Annotated in this window: 13 protein-coding genes and 1 tRNA gene; 9 read left to right on the top strand and 5 right to left on the bottom strand. The window is 32.9% G+C overall.

Annotated features, from left to right (window positions below; all coding sequences use genetic code 11):
• Positions 1-198: 198 nt before the first annotated feature.
• The 3 genes from ACXAG4_RS05050 to mce form a co-directional block, all read right to left on the bottom strand.
• Entirely contained in the window at positions 199-3117 is a 2919-nt protein-coding gene (locus tag ACXAG4_RS05050; protein ID WP_475294982.1) for an FAD-binding and (Fe-S)-binding domain-containing protein, read from the bottom strand.
• An 82-nt stretch (positions 3118-3199) separates the two neighbouring features.
• Positions 3200-3273, bottom strand: a tRNA-Ile gene (locus ACXAG4_RS05055).
• 79 nt (positions 3274-3352) lie between these two features.
• Entirely contained in the window at positions 3353-3757 is a 405-nt protein-coding gene (mce, locus tag ACXAG4_RS05060) for a methylmalonyl-CoA epimerase (RefSeq protein WP_475294983.1), read from the bottom strand.
• Between the two features lie 112 nt (positions 3758-3869).
• Between mce and rbfA the strand changes: the two genes are divergently transcribed.
• Complete coding sequence (gene rbfA, locus ACXAG4_RS05065; RefSeq protein WP_475294984.1) at positions 3870-4265, top strand: 30S ribosome-binding factor RbfA; 396 nt, start codon at positions 3870-3872, stop codon at positions 4263-4265.
• Positions 4266-5480 (top strand): ABC transporter permease, encoded by a 1215-nt coding sequence (locus ACXAG4_RS05070; RefSeq protein ID WP_475294985.1) that lies wholly within the window; start codon positions 4266-4268, stop codon positions 5478-5480.
• A 35-nt stretch (positions 5481-5515) separates the two neighbouring features.
• Here the strand turns inward: ACXAG4_RS05070 and ACXAG4_RS05075 are convergent, their stop codons facing one another.
• Complete coding sequence (locus ACXAG4_RS05075; protein WP_475294986.1) at positions 5516-5797, bottom strand: Rdx family protein; 282 nt, start codon at positions 5795-5797, stop codon at positions 5516-5518.
• Positions 5798-5815: 18 nt separating this feature from the next.
• A complete protein-coding gene (gene dusB / locus ACXAG4_RS05080; protein WP_475294987.1) occupies positions 5816-6811 on the bottom strand; it encodes a tRNA dihydrouridine synthase DusB in 996 nt (331 codons plus the stop codon).
• 68 nt (positions 6812-6879) lie between these two features.
• On the opposite strand from dusB, the gene ACXAG4_RS05085 reads away from it, so the two are divergent.
• The 7 genes from ACXAG4_RS05085 (at position 6880) to glgB (ending at position 16401) form a co-directional block, all read left to right on the top strand.
• Positions 6880-7620, top strand: a complete 741-nt coding sequence (locus ACXAG4_RS05085) for a prolipoprotein diacylglyceryl transferase (RefSeq protein ID WP_475294988.1) — start codon at positions 6880-6882, stop codon at positions 7618-7620.
• Positions 7621-7967: 347 nt separating this feature from the next.
• The gene (locus ACXAG4_RS05090) at positions 7968-9365 is read left to right on the top strand and encodes a radical SAM protein (protein ID WP_475294989.1); all 1398 of its coding nucleotides are present in this window, start codon (positions 7968-7970) and stop codon (positions 9363-9365) included.
• A 20-nt stretch (positions 9366-9385) separates the two neighbouring features.
• Positions 9386-9586 carry a hypothetical protein gene (locus ACXAG4_RS05095; RefSeq protein ID WP_475294990.1) on the top strand — a complete coding sequence of 67 codons (201 nt, stop codon included), beginning with the start codon at positions 9386-9388 and terminating at the stop codon, positions 9584-9586.
• 200 nt (positions 9587-9786) lie between these two features.
• Positions 9787-11583: a translation elongation factor 4 gene (gene lepA, locus ACXAG4_RS05100; protein WP_475294991.1), complete on the top strand. Its 1797-nt coding sequence runs from the start codon at positions 9787-9789 to the stop codon at positions 11581-11583.
• Between the two features lie 227 nt (positions 11584-11810).
• The gene (locus ACXAG4_RS05105; RefSeq protein WP_475294992.1) at positions 11811-13229 is read left to right on the top strand and encodes a glycogen synthase; all 1419 of its coding nucleotides are present in this window, start codon (positions 11811-11813) and stop codon (positions 13227-13229) included.
• The gene (locus tag ACXAG4_RS05110; protein ID WP_475294993.1) at positions 13222-14487 is read left to right on the top strand and encodes a glucose-1-phosphate adenylyltransferase; all 1266 of its coding nucleotides are present in this window, start codon (positions 13222-13224) and stop codon (positions 14485-14487) included. The genes ACXAG4_RS05105 and ACXAG4_RS05110 overlap by 8 nt, the downstream gene beginning before the upstream one ends.
• Before the next feature lie 3 nt (positions 14488-14490).
• Positions 14491-16401, top strand: coding sequence for a 1,4-alpha-glucan branching protein GlgB (glgB, locus tag ACXAG4_RS05115; RefSeq protein ID WP_475294994.1), 1911 nt, complete (start codon positions 14491-14493; stop codon positions 16399-16401).
• Positions 16402-16511: the final 110 nt, after the last annotated feature.

The raw sequence follows: 16511 nt of genomic DNA on the forward strand, positions 1-16511 counted from the left end.
TCTATAAAACGCAAATAACCTCGATTAAGTGATTGTTTCTACCCGCTTTTCTATTTTAAAATAGCCATTATTATTTTCAAAAAAAAATTTAAAACCATTAAAAGTAACTTGCTCACATTACTTTAACTGCAAATATATAACATAAATTACAGTTAGACTATTTTAATTTGATTATCAGATTATTAAAAAATAGCAACATTACAATAATGCGTTTTTTAATATACTAACGGGGTGCAACGAGGTTTTGTTTACTCCGTCAAAAATTTGATGTCTACAGCTTGTGCCAGAGGCAGCTATAATAGTATTGGTGTCTAAACTTCTTAGCTTTGGAAACAACGTATCTTCTCCAACTTGCATGCTTACAGCATAATGTTCTTTTTCATAACCAAAAGACCCTGCCATACCGCAACAACCAGAACTTATCATTTTAACCGAATAATTTTTGGGTAAATTCAGCATAGTAAAAATTGGCGCTGTACTGCTTAATGCCTTTTGGTGACAGTGCCCATGAATTTTTATAGTTTTTGATGCTTGCGTAAACTGCGTTTCTACAATATGCCCTTTTGTAATTTCGTTTTTTAAAAATTCTTCAATAGTAAAGGCGTTTTCTGAAATTTTTAAAGCCGCTTTTTTGTCATGGGCCAAACGCAAATATTCATCTCTAAACGATAAAATAGCCGATGGTTCAATACCTATTAAAGGCGATTCTTTAGAAATTACATTAGAAAATATTTTGATGTTTTTATTAGCCAGTTTTTTTGCTTCATCTAAAAATCCTTTAGAAATAAAACTACGTCCGCTTTCTTCATGTTCTATAATATTAACTTTATACCCAAGTTTTAAAAGTAGCTTAAAAGCGTCTTTACCAACTTCAACATCATAATAATTGGTAAACTCATCTATAAACAAGTAAAGTTCTCCTTTATAATTATTTTTTTGAGTATTTACTTTTTGTGATTTATACCATTTTCTAAATGTATGTTTTGCTAGTTTTGGTATGCTGCGTTGAGGTGAAATTCCTAATATTTTTTTTGAAATAGTTGTATTTAAAATAGTATTGGTAACACCCGGAAATTTGCTACCAAGCTTATTGTATTTTACGTTGTTTGCCATTATTTTAGTTCTAAAAGATGGCGGATTGCTTTTGTAATATTGGTGCAAAAACTCTGCTTTAAAGCTAGCAACATCAACATTACTTGGGCACTCACTAGCACAAGCTTTACAACTTAAACATAAACTGAAAACCTGTTTCAATGCTTCAGAATTAAATTTATTTGCTTTATCTGAATTAGTTAAAAACTCACGTAACGCATTGGCACGAGCTCGTGTAGTATCTCTTTCATTTTTTGTGGCTCTGTAACTAGGACACATGGTACCACCGGCAGATACTGATTTTCTACAATCACCAGAACCATTACATTTTTCGGCTGCTCTTAAAATGCCTTGAGAATCAGAGAAATCGAGTGTGGTTTCAATATTTGGCTCTTCTCTATCAACTTCATAGCGCAATGCTTCATCCATAGGAAATGCATCAACAATTTTTCCTTTGTTAAATACATTTTCAGGATCAAAAATATGCTTTATGTGTTTCAATAATTCATAATTCTTGTTACCAATCATTAAAGGCAAAAACTCTGCTCGCACAATACCATCACCATGTTCACCACTAAAAGACCCTTTGTATTTTTTTACCAATTGGGCTGTTTTTGTGGTTATTTCTCTAAAAAGCACAACGTCTTCGGCTTTTTTTAAATTCAAAATTGGTCTTAAATGAATTTCGCCTGCACCAGCATGTGCGTAATACACAGCGTTTTGGTTGTAGCTATCCATCATTTGAGTAAATTCAGCAATATAATTAGGTAAATCTTGCAACCTAACGGCGGTATCTTCAATACAAGCTACGGCTTTATCATCACCAACAATATTACCCAATAAACCTAGGCCTGCTTTACGAAGTTCAAAAGCTTTATTAATATCTTGCCCATATAATTTAGGGTACGCGTAACCAAAACCATTAGCTTTTAAATTGTTAATAAGTGTATTTACTTGGGTTTCTAAATCTGTTTCAGTAGTAGCCCTAACTTCTAGCAGTAAAATAGCCTTGGGGTCTGCATTAATAAAAAACCTATTTTTAAGTTGTTCGCGGTTGTTTTTGGTACAATCTAGAATGGTTTTATCTAATAATTCACAAGCATATAAATTGTGTTTCATGGCAACAACAGTAGCCTCTAAACTCTCTTGCACACTATTAAAATGAGCCGCAACAAGCACCTCTTTTGGTGGTGGTAATTGGTCTAGTTGTAACGTTATGGCAGTTGTAAATGCCAATGTGCCTTCACTACCACACAGTAATTGCGCAATATTTATGGTTTCTGAAAATCCGTTATTTGTATTTTCATCTAAAAAAACATCAACCGCGTAGCCTGTATTTCTTCGGTGTATATTTTTGTGTGGAAACGCATCATGTATTTGTTGCTGTACTTCTTTTTTTGAAAGTGCTTTAAAAACCGAATTATAAATATGATTTTCAAGGCTATTACCTTTACTTTTATGTTTAATTTCTGAAGTATTAATATTTTTGAAAATAGCCTTTGATCCATCAGATAAAATGGTGTTTAATTGCAAAACTTTATCTCTGGTTACACCATATTTAATTGAGGTTGAACCAGATGAATTATTACCAACCATTCCACCAATCATACACCTGTTACTTGTTGATGTATTTGGTGAAAAAAACAAACCAAATGGTTGTAAAAACCTATTAAGATCATCTCTAATTACACCAGGCTGTACGGTAACGGTTTGTTCTTTTTGGTTAAAATTTAAAATTTCTGTAAAGTGTTTTGAAACGTCAACCACAATGCCTTCGCCTACGCATTGGCCTGCTAATGATGTGCCTGCAGTACGCGGTATTAACGTTGTTTTGTGTTGTTTAGCAAATGCTATTAATAAAATAATATCAGCCTCAGTTTTTGGGTATGCAACTGCTAACGGAATTTTTCTGTATACCGAAGCATCTGTGGCGTAAATACTTTTATGCAAATCATCAAAAAACAAGCTACCATCTAAAGTTTTAGAAAGTGCCAAAAGCTTATTTTTAATGTTGTTTTGTAACATAACTATGTTTTAAGCGAAGATACTTTTTTAAATAAAAAAAGCCTCATAAATATAAAATTTACAAGGCTTGCTTTTTAAGTTGTGGTCCCACCTGGGCTCGAACCAGGGACTTTCTGATTATGAGTCAGATACTCTAACCAACTGAGTTATAGGACCCATTAGCTTTACGCTAATTATACTCTTTTTTAAAAGAGAGTGCAATATTACTACTTATTTTATAACTCTACAAGAAAAATTAATCCTTTATCTCTTCACAAAGCTCAATTAAAACACCATTAGTGCTTTTGGGGTGTAAAAAAGCTACTTTTTTATTATCGGCTCCTAATTTTGGCACATCGTTTAAAACTGTAAATCCTTCTTTTTTTAAACGTTTAATTTCAGCTTCAATATCATTAACATCAAAGGCTATGTGGTGTATGCCTTCGCCTTTTTTTTCAATAAACTTTGCTATAGGGCTATTTGGTTTTGTAGCTTCAAGTAATTCTATCTTATTTTCGCCTACTTTAAAAAACGAGGTTTTTACACCTTCCGTTTCCACAGTTTCAATTTTATAGTATGGTTTTGCAAATAATTTTGAAAACAACGTGTTAGCATCATTTAAATTTTTTACAGCTATACCAATATGTTCTATTTTATTCATATATTACTTTTAAAGAAAGGTACAAAAATTGTAAATTAAAAAGCATTATTATGTTTAAATAACCTTTATTTTTGCAAAATATAACCAGTTTTCTGGTTTAAAAAAATAACACATGGAAGAGAGTCAAAGACAGAAAAAAATAGCATCGGTACTTCAAAAAGATTTAGTTGATGTGTTACAAAGAGCCGCAACACAAGGTGGTTTACAGGGTGTGTTAATTTCGGTTACAAAAGTATCTGTAACGGTAGATTTATCAATAGCTAAGGTATATTTAAGTATTTTTCCTAACAACAAAGCCAAAGAACTTGTTGATGGTATAAAAACTAACACTGCTTTTATAAAACATGAATTGGCTCAACGTACTAAAAACCAATTACGCAGAATGCCTGAACTTAATTTTTATTTAGATGATTCTTTAGAATATATTGATGGTATTGAACGCTCATTAAAAGGCTTAGAAAACCCCATTAACAACCCTAATTTATTGGATAATAGAAAAAAATCTTAATTGAATATATCTTTATACATTGCCAAACGTTATCTGCGCTCTAAAAGCACAAACAATGCTATAAATTTTATTACCTATTTTGCCCTTTTTGGGGTTGTTTTAGGTTCGGCATCATTATTTATTGTATTATCGGGTTTTGCTGGTTTAAAAGATTTTACTTTAAATTTTACCAATATTGTTGACCCCGATTTAAAAGCACAGGCAACCAAAGGCAAAACTTTTTTTTTAACCGATAATGATGTTGAACAACTTAATGCTTTAGATGAAATTGCCCAATTTTCAAAAATTGTTGAAGAACGTGTTTTAATAACTTCTCAAGCAAAAAAAACTTTAGCAACTGTTAAAGGCGTTGATAGGTTTTACAACCAAGTTGTTAATATAGAATCTCAAATAGATTATGGCAGTTGGCTAGAACAAAATAGCAACCAAATAGTTTGTGGTTGGGGTATTGCCAATAATTTATCAATTGGTGTTTTAGATTATACCAAACCTATAAATATTTATGTACCAAAACCTGGTAAAAAACAAATTACCTCAACAACCAATGCGTTTAACACTGTAAAAGCTACAAACGTGGGTGTTTTTTATATAAATGAAAAACTAAACGATAATTACATTTTTGCACCAACCAATTTGGTTACCAAACTTTTAAACTACAAGACTAACCAAATTACAGCATTAGAATTTAAATTAACAGCAAATGCCAACGTTGAAGATACTGCACAAAAAATTCAAACTATTTTAGGTAACAAAGTAACACTTAAAAACAGAGCTCAATTAAACGACGCCCTTTACAAAATGCTAAACACCGAATATTTAGCTGTTTACCTCATTTTTACACTTGTTTTAATAATAGCTTTTTTTAATGTAATTGGCTCATTAATAATGATGATGTTAGATAAAAAACAAAGCTTAAGCACATTGTTTAACATGGGTGTAAATTTAAAAGACATTAAAAAAATATTTTTCTATCAAGGAAGTTTAATGAGTATAGTTGGCGGATTTATAGGTGTTATTTTAGGCTTTATTTTAATATTGAACCAAACCTATGGGCCCGATTTTTTAAAAATTTATATTACGCCAACATTGGTTTATCCTACAAAAATTAAATTTATAAACTTAATTTTAGTGTTTGTAACTATATCTGTTTTAGGTATTGTAGCTTCAAAAATAGCTTCGGCAAGAATTACAAAACAATTAATTAAAAATATTTAGGTTTAAGTGTAGTAAAACTAAATAAATTACACTGTTTAAGTGTGTTTCCTGTCTATATGCCCTAAACTTTTATTGGGTGCAATAACATCTCTAACCAATTGTTTTAGTTTAGTAATTTCAGGAAACCCATTCATGTCTTTTCTAGACCAAATTTTTTCATCATTAGCATGCACTTCAAAAATACCGCCTGTTCCTGGTATTAACGTTAGCGCATCAATATCATCTTTAAAAGTGGTAAGTAACTCTTGAGACATCCAAGTGGCGCGTAATAGCCACTGGCACTGTGTACAATATGTTATTTTTATATGTGATTTCATGTGGAAATAAACAAATAATTAAACGGTAAACTCATACCCCGAAAACTTATCTAAAACCTCATCAAAGGTTGCAAAAACATCTTCAGGTTTATCGCTAGTTACCATTTTTGTACGGTATTCTTTAAAATGCGGAATACCTTTAAAGTAGTTGGTGTAATGGCGTCTGGTTTCAAAAACACCTAAAGTTTCACCTTTCCAATCAATAGACATTTGTAAATGGCGGCGTGCAGCTTCAACACGTTCTTCTAAAGAAATTGGTGGTAAATATGTGCCTGTTTTAAAATAATGTTTTACTTGTTTAAAAAACCACGGATTTCCTATGCTTGCGCGTCCAATCATGGCGCCATCTAAACCATAACTATCACGCATTTCGGCAGCTTTTTCAGGTGAATCTACATCGCCATTTCCAAACACCGGAATATGCATTCTAGGGTTGTTTTTTACGGCAGCAATAGGTTTCCAATCGGCACTTCCTTTGTACATTTGCGCACGTGTACGTCCATGAATTGCAATAGCTTTACAGCCAACATCTTGCAACCTTTCGGCTACCTCAACAATTTTTATAGAATCGTGGTCCCAACCTAAACGAGTTTTTACTGTAATAGGTAAATTGGTGCGTTTTACCATTTCGGCAGTTAGTTTTTCCATAAGGCAGATATCTTTTAAAATACCAGCACCCGCTCCTTTACTAACTACTTTTTTTACTGGGCAACCAAAATTGATATCAATAATATCTGGCTTAGATTTTTCAACAATATCAATGGTTTGCAGCATGCTATCTAAATTAGCACCAAAAATTTGAATGCCAACGGGTCTTTCTTTTTCATAAATATCTAGCTTCATAACGCTTTTGGCTGCATTACGTATTAAACCTTCGCTAGACACAAACTCGGTGTAAACAACATCGGCCCCTTGCTCTTTACACAAAGCACGAAAAGGCGGATCGCTAACATCTTCCATAGGCGCTAAAAGTAAGGGAAAATCTGGAAGTTCTATGTTATCTATTTTTACCATACATTTATTTGAAGTTGCAAAATTACTGTTTTTTGTTGAAAGCGCTATATTTATAAAAAATTGAACCCTTGCAAATACCTATTGAGCCCCAATTATTTGGTTATAATATTAATATTCATTTAATTTTAGAGTATTTAGCATTTTTTTTAGGGTTTAGGTATTATGTGTATTTAAGACGAAAATGTACTGATGCTATTTCATCAAATAACAGATTAGCAATTATTTTAGGTGCTGCTTTGGGTGCATTAATTGGCTCTAGGTTAGTGGGTATTTTAGAAAACCCGCTAATTACATTTTCAAAAGAACACATTATTGAACTTTTAAATGCTAAAACCATTATGGGTGGTTTGTTTGGTGGTTTATTAGGTGTTGAACTTGCTAAAAAATGTATTGGCGAAACACAATCTTCGGGTGATTTGTTTACTTTGCCCATTATTTTAGGCATTTTTATTGGGCGTATTGGCTGTTTTTTATCGGGTATTAATGAGTTTACTTATGGTAAAGAAACATCTTTTTTTATGGGTATGGATTTAGGCGATGGTGTTTTACGCCACCCTACTTCTCTTTATGAATTATTGTTTTTGTTGGTTTTATTTTTTGTTTTGAAACATTTACAGAAAAATGTTAGTGTAAAAAATGGCAATATTTTTAAATGGTTTATGATAACATATTTTGCCTTTAGATTTTTTATTGAATTTTTAAAACCAAACGTTTTTTATGTTTTTGGTTTAAGTACCATTCAAATATTGTGCATAATTTGTATGCTTTATTACAGAAAAACTTTAGTATCTTTTACAAAACAAAATTAACTAATGGATAATATATTAATGATTGTTGTTGCTGTAGTGCTTTTTTTATTTACTGCACTTCTTTATTGGAAGTTTACCAATGGTTATGTAAAAAAGTTATATGGCAAAAAAATGTTTAATCAGTGGGGTACTAAAATGTTTTATTGGACTAGTACAATAATGATTAGTGGGCTTATCACAGTATTTATACTTATGTTTTTTAAGTAACAAAAAGCCAAAAAAATAATACTTAATTAGAAATACACCTGCGTTAGGGATTGAGGCATCTGTTGAAGCTCCTCGACGCAGGAGAGAGCGACTGCCGAAAGCCCGACCCTGTGGGTAACGCCCAAATTAAAATATTAAAAATGCCTGTTAGAAATTATACCTATTACGATTATACTTTAAGTCTTTGCCCTGAATGTTTAAAACGTGTTGATGCCAAAATTGTGTTTGAAAACAATAAGGTTTACATGTTAAAATATTGTAAAGAGCACGGAAAATCTAAAGTATTAATTGCCGATGATGTTGAATACTATAAAAACATAAGAAACTACAATAAACCTAGCGAAACACCGTATACCTTTAATACCAAAACGCATTATGGCTGCCCTTATGATTGTGGTTTGTGCCCAGACCATGAGCAACACTCATGCTTAACGGTTATTGAGGTTACAGATAGGTGTAATTTAACCTGCCCTACGTGTTATGCAGACTCCTCGCCTACTTACGGAAGACACCGCACGTTAGAGGAAATAAAACAAATGCTTGATACTATTGTAAAAAATGAAAAAGAGCCTGATGTGGTACAAATTTCGGGTGGAGAGCCTACTATTCATCCGCAATTTTGGGACATTTTAGATTACGCTAAATCTTTACCAATAAGGCACTTAATGCTTAATACAAACGGTATTAAAATTGCTAAAGATGTTGCTTTTGCCAAAAAACTTAAAACCTACGCGCCAGACTTTGAAATTTATTTACAATTTGATTCGTTTGAGAATAACGTATTGCAAGAATTACGCGGAGCAAATTTAAATGATATAAGAAAACAGGCTTTACATAATTTAAATAATCTAAACCTATCTACAACCTTAGTAGTTACACTACAAAAAGGATTAAACGACCATGAAATTGGTAAAATTATAGATTATGCCCTAAAACAAAAATGTGTACGTGGTGTAACATTTCAGCCCACACAAATTGCGGGCAGGTTAGATAATTTTAACCCCGAAACCGATAGAATGACACTTACCGAAGTGCGCAGAAACATCATGGAGCAAACCAATATTTTTACATCTGATGATTTATTGCCAGTGCCATGTAACCCAGATGCATTGGTTATGGGTTATGCCTTAAAATTAAATGGAGAAGTGTTTCCGTTAACCCGATACATTAATCCAAACGATTTACTAGACAACAGTAAAAACACCATTATTTATGAGCAAGATGAACAATTACACGGTAAAATGATTGAGCTTTTTAGCACCGGAAATTCTGTTGAAGTGGCTGAAGAAAACTTAAAAAGTATTATGTGCTGTTTACCTAATATTGATGCGCCTAATTTAGGATATGATAATTTATTTCGTATCATTATAATGCAATTTATTGATGCTTATAACTTTGATGTACGCGCCATTAAAAAATCATGCGTGCATATTGTTAATAAAGACAACAAAATTATTCCGTTTGAAACCATGAATTTGTTTTACAGAGATGATAAAAGAGCATACTTAGAAACACTAAGAAACCAGCTAACTTTTTAACCCTAACTTTAATTTTAAACATGACGCATTTTTTAGAAGTTAATTTAGATGGTATTATTTATTTAATTTTAGCCATCATGTTTGGGCCCGCTGTTTTATTAACTATAATTGGTTTTTTAGTAAGGCCTAAAAGTAAAAAAGCCGCTATGGTTTTATTTATAATTGCAGCTGTTTATGTAATTGTTAGTTTAGGTATTTGCGGTACTTTAATGGTATCATAAAAGCAATCTGGGTATATTAATTATAAATTGTTGCTACAAAATAATAGTTTTATCTTTGATTAAATAGAGTATCTTTGCGCCTCTAGTAATTTGAAGTAAACTGCTCGGTATAAGCACTACAGATAGTTTATTAGAAAAAACTAATTTTATTTTTTGGGTAAGTCTCAATTCACTTAAATCTCGGTAATCGAGTAACAAGCATGAAAAACATTAGAAATTTTTGCATAATAGCACATATAGATCACGGTAAAAGCACATTAGCAGACCGCTTATTAGATTTTACAGGCTCTGTAACAGATAGAGAAAAACAAGATCAATTACTTGATAGTATGGATTTAGAGCGCGAACGTGGTATTACCATTAAAAGTCATGCTATTCAAATGGATTATGAATTTAATGGCGAAAAATTTGTGCTTAACCTAATTGACACACCAGGTCACGTAGATTTTAGTTACGAAGTATCACGCTCAATTGCTGCTTGCGAAGGCGCTTTACTAATTGTAGATGCAGCACAAAGCATACAAGCACAAACCATTTCAAACTTATATTTAGCACTAGAAAATGATTTAGAAATTATTCCTGTACTTAATAAAGTAGATTTACCAAGCGCCAACCCTGAAGAAGTGACTGATGATATTGTAGATTTATTAGGCTGCGACCCTGAAGATGTTATACACGCCAGTGGTAAAACCGGTTTTGGTATAGAAAATGTTTTAGCTGCAGTTATTAATCGTATTCCTGCGCCAAAAGGCAACCCTGATGAACCTTTGCAAGCCTTAATTTTCGATTCTGTTTACAACCCATTTAGAGGTGTAGAAACCTACTTTAGGGTTATTAATGGCTCTATAAAAAAAGGACAAGAAATAAAATTTATTGCTACCAATAAAAAGTATTTTGCAGATGAAGTTGGTACACTAAAACTTAAGCAATTACCTAAAAAAGAAATTAAAGCAGGCGATGTTGGTTACCTTATTACCGGTATTAAAGACGCCCGCGAAGTTAAAGTTGGTGATACTATTACCGATGCTAAAGAACCAACAAAAAATGCCATTTCTGGTTTTGAAGACGTAAAACCAATGGTTTTTGCTGGTATTTACCCTGTTGATACTGAAGATTATGAAGAGCTAAGAGCATCCATGGAAAAACTTCAGTTAAATGATGCTTCTCTAATTTTTGCTCCCGAAAGTTCTGCCGCTTTAGGCTTTGGTTTCCGTTGTGGTTTTTTAGGCATGCTTCACATGGAAATTATTCAAGAACGCCTTGAACGTGAATTTGATATGACGGTTATTACAACCGTACCAAACGTATCATACCACGCGTACACCAAAAAGCAACCAGACGAAATTATTATTGTAAATAACCCAAGTGATTTACCCGATCCTTCAACACTAGACCGCGTTGAAGAACCTTATATTAAAGCAACCATTATTACAAAATCTGATTTTGTTGGTAATGTTATGAGCCTTTGTATTGAAAAACGTGGGCAAATTACCAACCAAACCTATTTAACTACCGAACGTGTAGAACTTAATTTTGATATGCCTCTAGCGGAAATAGTTTTTGATTTTTACGATAGATTAAAAACCGTTTCAAAAGGATACGCTTCTTTTGATTATCATCCAATTGGCATGAAACCATCAAAACTAGTACGTGTTGATATTTTATTAAATGCACAAACTGTTGATGCACTTTCAGCATTAATTCACGCAGATAACGCCCAAACTATTGGTAAAAAAATGTGTGAAAAATTAAAAGAGTTAATTCCGCGTCAGCAATTTGATATTCCAATTCAAGCAGCCATTGGTGCTAAAATTATTTCAAGAGAAACTATTAAAGCGCTTCGTAAAGATGTAACTGCTAAATGTTACGGTGGTGATATTTCGCGTAAACGTAAACTTTTAGAAAAACAGAAAAAAGGTAAAAAACGTATGCGTCAAGTTGGTAATGTTGAAATTCCGCAGCAAGCATTTATGGCCGTTTTAAAACTTAACGATTAATAAAATACCAGTATTTAAAAAGCTTCTTTAGCACCAAAAACATAATAGTACCTACTAGAAGACTTTGTTGAATTTTATAGAATATTAAAGGAAAAAAAAGGTATTTGTTGAATTTCTTTAATGAAAAAATCAAATATCCTTAATAATGTTTTTTTTTTCTCAAAAATGAGATTTCAACAAAGTTATTAACAATATTTTTGTATGTTTATAACATATGAAAGTTTAATATGACAGTAATACATATTAGTGCAGAGTGTTATCCGGTAGCCAAAGTTGGTGGTTTGGCAGACGTTGTTGGTTCCTTACCAAAATACCAAAATAACGCAGGTATTTTTTCGCATGTTATAATGCCTTATTATGACAATAAATTTACCAAAGCCCATAATTTTAATAAAATTTATAGTGATACTCTCACACTTGCTGATGATACACTAGAGTTTAATGTTTTAATGCTTGATGAAGGTGTTCTAGACTTTAATGTTTATTTTATTGATGTACCAAAACTAATTTTTAAAGATTATGTGTACTCCAGTGAAGATACAGAGCGGTTTTTAGCCTTTCAAATTGCAGCACTAAACTGGTTATCAACTTGGAATGATTTGCCAGATATTATACATTGCCACGACCACCATACAGGGTTAACACCTTTTATGATGCAACAGTGTAAACAATATGCTGTTTTTAAAAACACGCCTAGTATTTTTACCATACATAATGCACAATACCAAGGTTGGTTTTCGCATGATAAAGTAAACCTAATTCCAGAATTTAATTTTGATAATGTTGGGTTGTTAGATTGGGGTGGCTCTATAAACCCCTTAGCTGCAGCCATTAAATGTGCTTGGAGAGTTACAACAGTTTCACCAAGTTATATGGAAGAACTTAAAAAATCTGCTAATGGTTTAGAAGATTTACTAAGTAGTGAAGCTGCCAAATGTGTGGGTGTTTTAAATGGTATTGATGTGAGTGTTTGGAACCCGGAAACGGACCCATTCATCAAAGGAAACTACAACACAAAAACCATAAATACAGGTAAGGTTGCTAACAAAATGTATTTATGTAATAAATTTAACTTAGACCCTAAAAAACCACTTTTTGCTTTCATAGGAAGACTTGTTTTAGAAAAAGGAGCCGATTTGTTTCCTGAAGCCTTTAAAACAATTCTAAATACAAAAAATGCTTCTATTTTACTTTTAGGCTCTGGTAATAAAGATATTGAAGAACCTTTAAAAGACTTATTAAACTTTAAAGGTTTATACAATGCGTTTATTGGCTATGATGAAGCACTATCTCACAACATTTATGCAGGTGCCGATTTTTTACTAATGCCATCACGCGTTGAGCCTTGTGGTTTAAATCAAATGTACGCTTTAAGATACGGTACCATACCAATTGTTAGAAGCGTTGGCGGCCTTAAAGATACCGTTACAGATATTGATGAACCTAATGGTTTTGGTATTTGTCACAGAGAAATAACCGCTGCAAGTGTAGTGCACGCTGTTAATAGAGCTGTAGAGTTATACAAAGACACTAAAACCTTTAGCGCACTTCAAAAACAAATAATGACTATTGATCATTCTTGGAACAAATCAGCTATTACATATATAACCCTTTATAAATCAATTAAACAACCAGTAAATGATTAACGACAAAGTTTTAGCCATAATTTTAGGTGGCGGCCAAGGCTCTAGACTATACCCACTAACTAAAGACAGATCAAAACCCGCAGTACCCATTGCAGGTAAATATAGGTTGGTAGATATCCCCATTTCAAACTGTATTAATTCAGACATAAAACGCATGTTTGTTTTAACACAATTTAATTCGGCCTCCTTAAACAGGCACATAAAAAATACCTACCATTTTAGTTTTTTTAGTAGTGCTTTTGTTGATGTTTTGGCCGCAGAACAAACACCACAAAATAAAACTTGGTTTCAGGGTACCGCAGACGCTGTTCGCCAAAGTATGCACCACTTTGTAAGACATGATTTTGACTATTTTTTAATACTTTCTGGAGATCAGCTTTACCAAATGGATTATGATGAAATGGTAAAAGCTCATAAAAAAAGTAAAGCCGAAATATCTATTGCAACCATTCCAGTAAGCGCTAAAGATGCTCCTGGATTTGGTATTATGAAAGCCAACGAAGAAAACGTTGTAACCTCATTTATAGAAAAACCAGATGCTAGTTTGCTTCCTGATTGGGTATCAGAAGTAAGTGATGATATGAAAAGCCAAGGCCGTAACTATTTAGCATCAATGGGTATTTATATTTTTAACAGAGAACTTCTTGTTAAATTAATGGAAAACCCTGATACTATTGATTTTGGAAAAGAAATTATACCACAAAGTATAGAAAATCATAAAACTGTTAGCTACCAATACGAAGGTTACTGGACAGATATTGGAACAATTGAATCTTTCTTTGAAGCCAATATTGGCTTAACCAAAGATATTCCAGATTTTGATTTATACGATAAAAGCAGACGCATTTACACCAGAGCACGCATGCTACCAACAACAAAAATAGCAGGCACAACTTTAGAAAAAGCGGTAATTGCTGAAGGGTGTATTATAAATGCCGCAAAAATTGAACAATCTGTAATAGGTATTCGTTCTAGAATTGGTAAAGACTCAACCATTATTAACACCTATATGATGGGGTCTGATCGATATGAATCACTAGAAAAAATTGAAGAAGAAAAAATTGATATTCTTTTAGGTATTGGCGAGCGTTGTTTTATAAAAAATGCCATTGTAGATAAAAACTGCAGAATTGGTGATGATGTTAGAATTAATGGTGGTAATCACCTAGAAGATACAGAAACAGATACCTATTTTGTTAAAGATGGTATAGTAGTAATTAAAAAAGGCGTAACCATTCCTAGAGGGTTCACATTATAATTTATGGCACATGTAAAAGCGTATAGTTTATTTACAGATTTTGACATCAACCTATTTAAAGCCGGAAAACACTACCGCCTTTATGAAAAATTTGGCGCACACCCAGTAACTGTAGATGGTATAAAAGGCACCTACTTTGCCGTTTGGGCACCAAGCGCTAAACAGGTTTCTGTTATTGGCGATTTCAATTTCTGGACCGATGAAGAACACCAACTAAATGTAAGATGGGATTCTAGTGGTATTTGGGAAGGCTTCATACCCTTTGTTGGTAAAGGCAACATATACAAATACAAAATTCATAGCCACCACAATGGTGTGGTTACAGAAAAAGCAGATCCGTATGCAAAACGCTGCGAACACCCACCAAGAACAGCCTCTGTAATTTGGGAAGATAATTACAAATGGAAAGACCAAGATTGGTTAAAAAAACGCAAAAAACATAACGCTTTAGATGCGCCATATTCCGTTTATGAAGTTCACTTAGGCTCATGGCGAAAAAAAACCGAAGAAAACAGGTCTCTTTCCTATTTTGAATTAGCCGATGAATTGGTTAATTATGTTAAAGATATGGGCTTTACACACGTTGAGCTTATGCCAATAATGGAATATCCTTTTGATCCTTCATGGGGTTATCAATTAACAGGCTATTTTGCACCAACATCTCGCTATGGCTACCCCGAAGAATTTAAATATTTAGTTGATAAACTTCACCAAAACGATATTGGTATTATTCTAGATTGGGTACCATCACATTTCCCTGAAGACGCCCACGGTTTAGGCTTTTTTGATGGCTCACATCTATACGAACATCCTGATAAACGCAAAGGCTATCACCCAGACTGGAAAAGCTTAATTTTTAATTATGAAAGAAACGAGGTTAGATCTTTCTTAATAAGCAACGCTATTTTTTGGTTAGACCAATACCACGCCGATGGTTTACGTGTTGATGCTGTTGCATCTATGTTATTTTTAGATTATTCTAGAGAAGACGGCGAATGGGAACCAAATATGTACGGCGGCAGAGAAAACTTAGCTGTAATAGACTTTTTGAAAGAACTAAATAAAGAAGTTTATAAAACATTTCCTGATGTACAAACCATTGCCGAAGAATCTACAGCATTCCCTATGGTTTCAAAACCAACAAACCTTGGTGGTTTAGGTTTTGGTATGAAATGGATGATGGGTTGGATGCACGATACTTTAGAATATTTTGCAAAAGACCCTGTTTACAGAAAATATCACCACAACGAAATTACCTTTAGTTTAGCATACGCATTTACAGAAAACTTTATGCTACCCTTATCGCATGATGAAGTTGTGTACGGTAAAAACTCCATTTTAGGCAGAATGCCTGGTGATGAGTGGCAACGTTTTGCAAACTTACGCTTGCTGTACGGTTATATGTTTACACATCCCGGAACTAAACTGCTCTTTATGGGTGGCGAGTTTGGGCAATATAATGAATGGAATTTTCAAGAAAGTTTAGACTGGAATTTACTAGAATTTGAACCTCATAAAAACACACAAAACTATTTTAAAGCTCTAAATACACTTTACAAAACAACACCGGCATTATACGAAAAACCGTTTACTGGCGAAGGCTTTGAGTGGATTAGTTATGATGATTATGAAAACTCGGTAATATCATACATTAGAAAAGGATATAACCAAGAAAATAATGTAATTGTAGTATGTAACTTAACACCTTCGGTTAGAAAAAAATATAAAATAGGTGTACCACATAATGGCAAATTGGTAGAAATTTTCAATTCTGATGCCACAGCTTTTGGTGGCGGCGGTATTGGTAATAAAAGAGCTGTTTCAATAAAAGAAAACCCTTGGAATGGCAAAGATTTTTCAGCAGAAATAACCATTCCGCCATTAGGTATGGTGGTTTTCAGCTTCAAAAACTAAATAAAACTTTAATTATCCTTAATTTAAGTTTCAATAATTTAATATTTACTTAATAAAAGCGTGGTTTTTTTAAAAAAAAACCACGCTTTAAATTATAATCTTTTAGTAAT

The sequence above is a fragment of the Seonamhaeicola sp. ABD4_175 genome, from assembly GCF_056160885.1.

Bases quoted from the DNA above. Each gene is read 5' to 3' on its own strand.
- ACXAG4_RS05105 (WP_475294992.1), top strand. From the start codon at position 11,811: ATGACAGTAATACATATTAGTGCAGAGTGTTATCCGGTAGCCAAAGTT.
- ACXAG4_RS05095 (WP_475294990.1), top strand. From the start codon at position 9,386: ATGACGCATTTTTTAGAAGTTAATTTAGATGGTATTATTTATTTAATT.
- glgB (WP_475294994.1), top strand. From the start codon at position 14,491: ATGGCACATGTAAAAGCGTATAGTTTATTTACAGATTTTGACATCAAC.
- lepA (WP_475294991.1), top strand. From the start codon at position 9,787: ATGAAAAACATTAGAAATTTTTGCATAATAGCACATATAGATCACGGT.
- ACXAG4_RS05110 (WP_475294993.1), top strand. From the start codon at position 13,222: ATGATTAACGACAAAGTTTTAGCCATAATTTTAGGTGGCGGCCAAGGC.
- ACXAG4_RS05075 (WP_475294986.1), bottom strand. From the start codon at position 5,797: ATGAAATCACATATAAAAATAACATATTGTACACAGTGCCAGTGGCTA.
- mce (WP_475294983.1), bottom strand. From the start codon at position 3,757: ATGAATAAAATAGAACATATTGGTATAGCTGTAAAAAATTTAAATGAT.
- ACXAG4_RS05090 (WP_475294989.1), top strand. From the start codon at position 7,968: ATGCCTGTTAGAAATTATACCTATTACGATTATACTTTAAGTCTTTGC.
- dusB (WP_475294987.1), bottom strand. From the start codon at position 6,811: ATGGTAAAAATAGATAACATAGAACTTCCAGATTTTCCCTTACTTTTA.
- rbfA (WP_475294984.1), top strand. From the start codon at position 3,870: ATGGAAGAGAGTCAAAGACAGAAAAAAATAGCATCGGTACTTCAAAAA.
- ACXAG4_RS05050 (WP_475294982.1), bottom strand. From the start codon at position 3,117: ATGTTACAAAACAACATTAAAAATAAGCTTTTGGCACTTTCTAAAACT.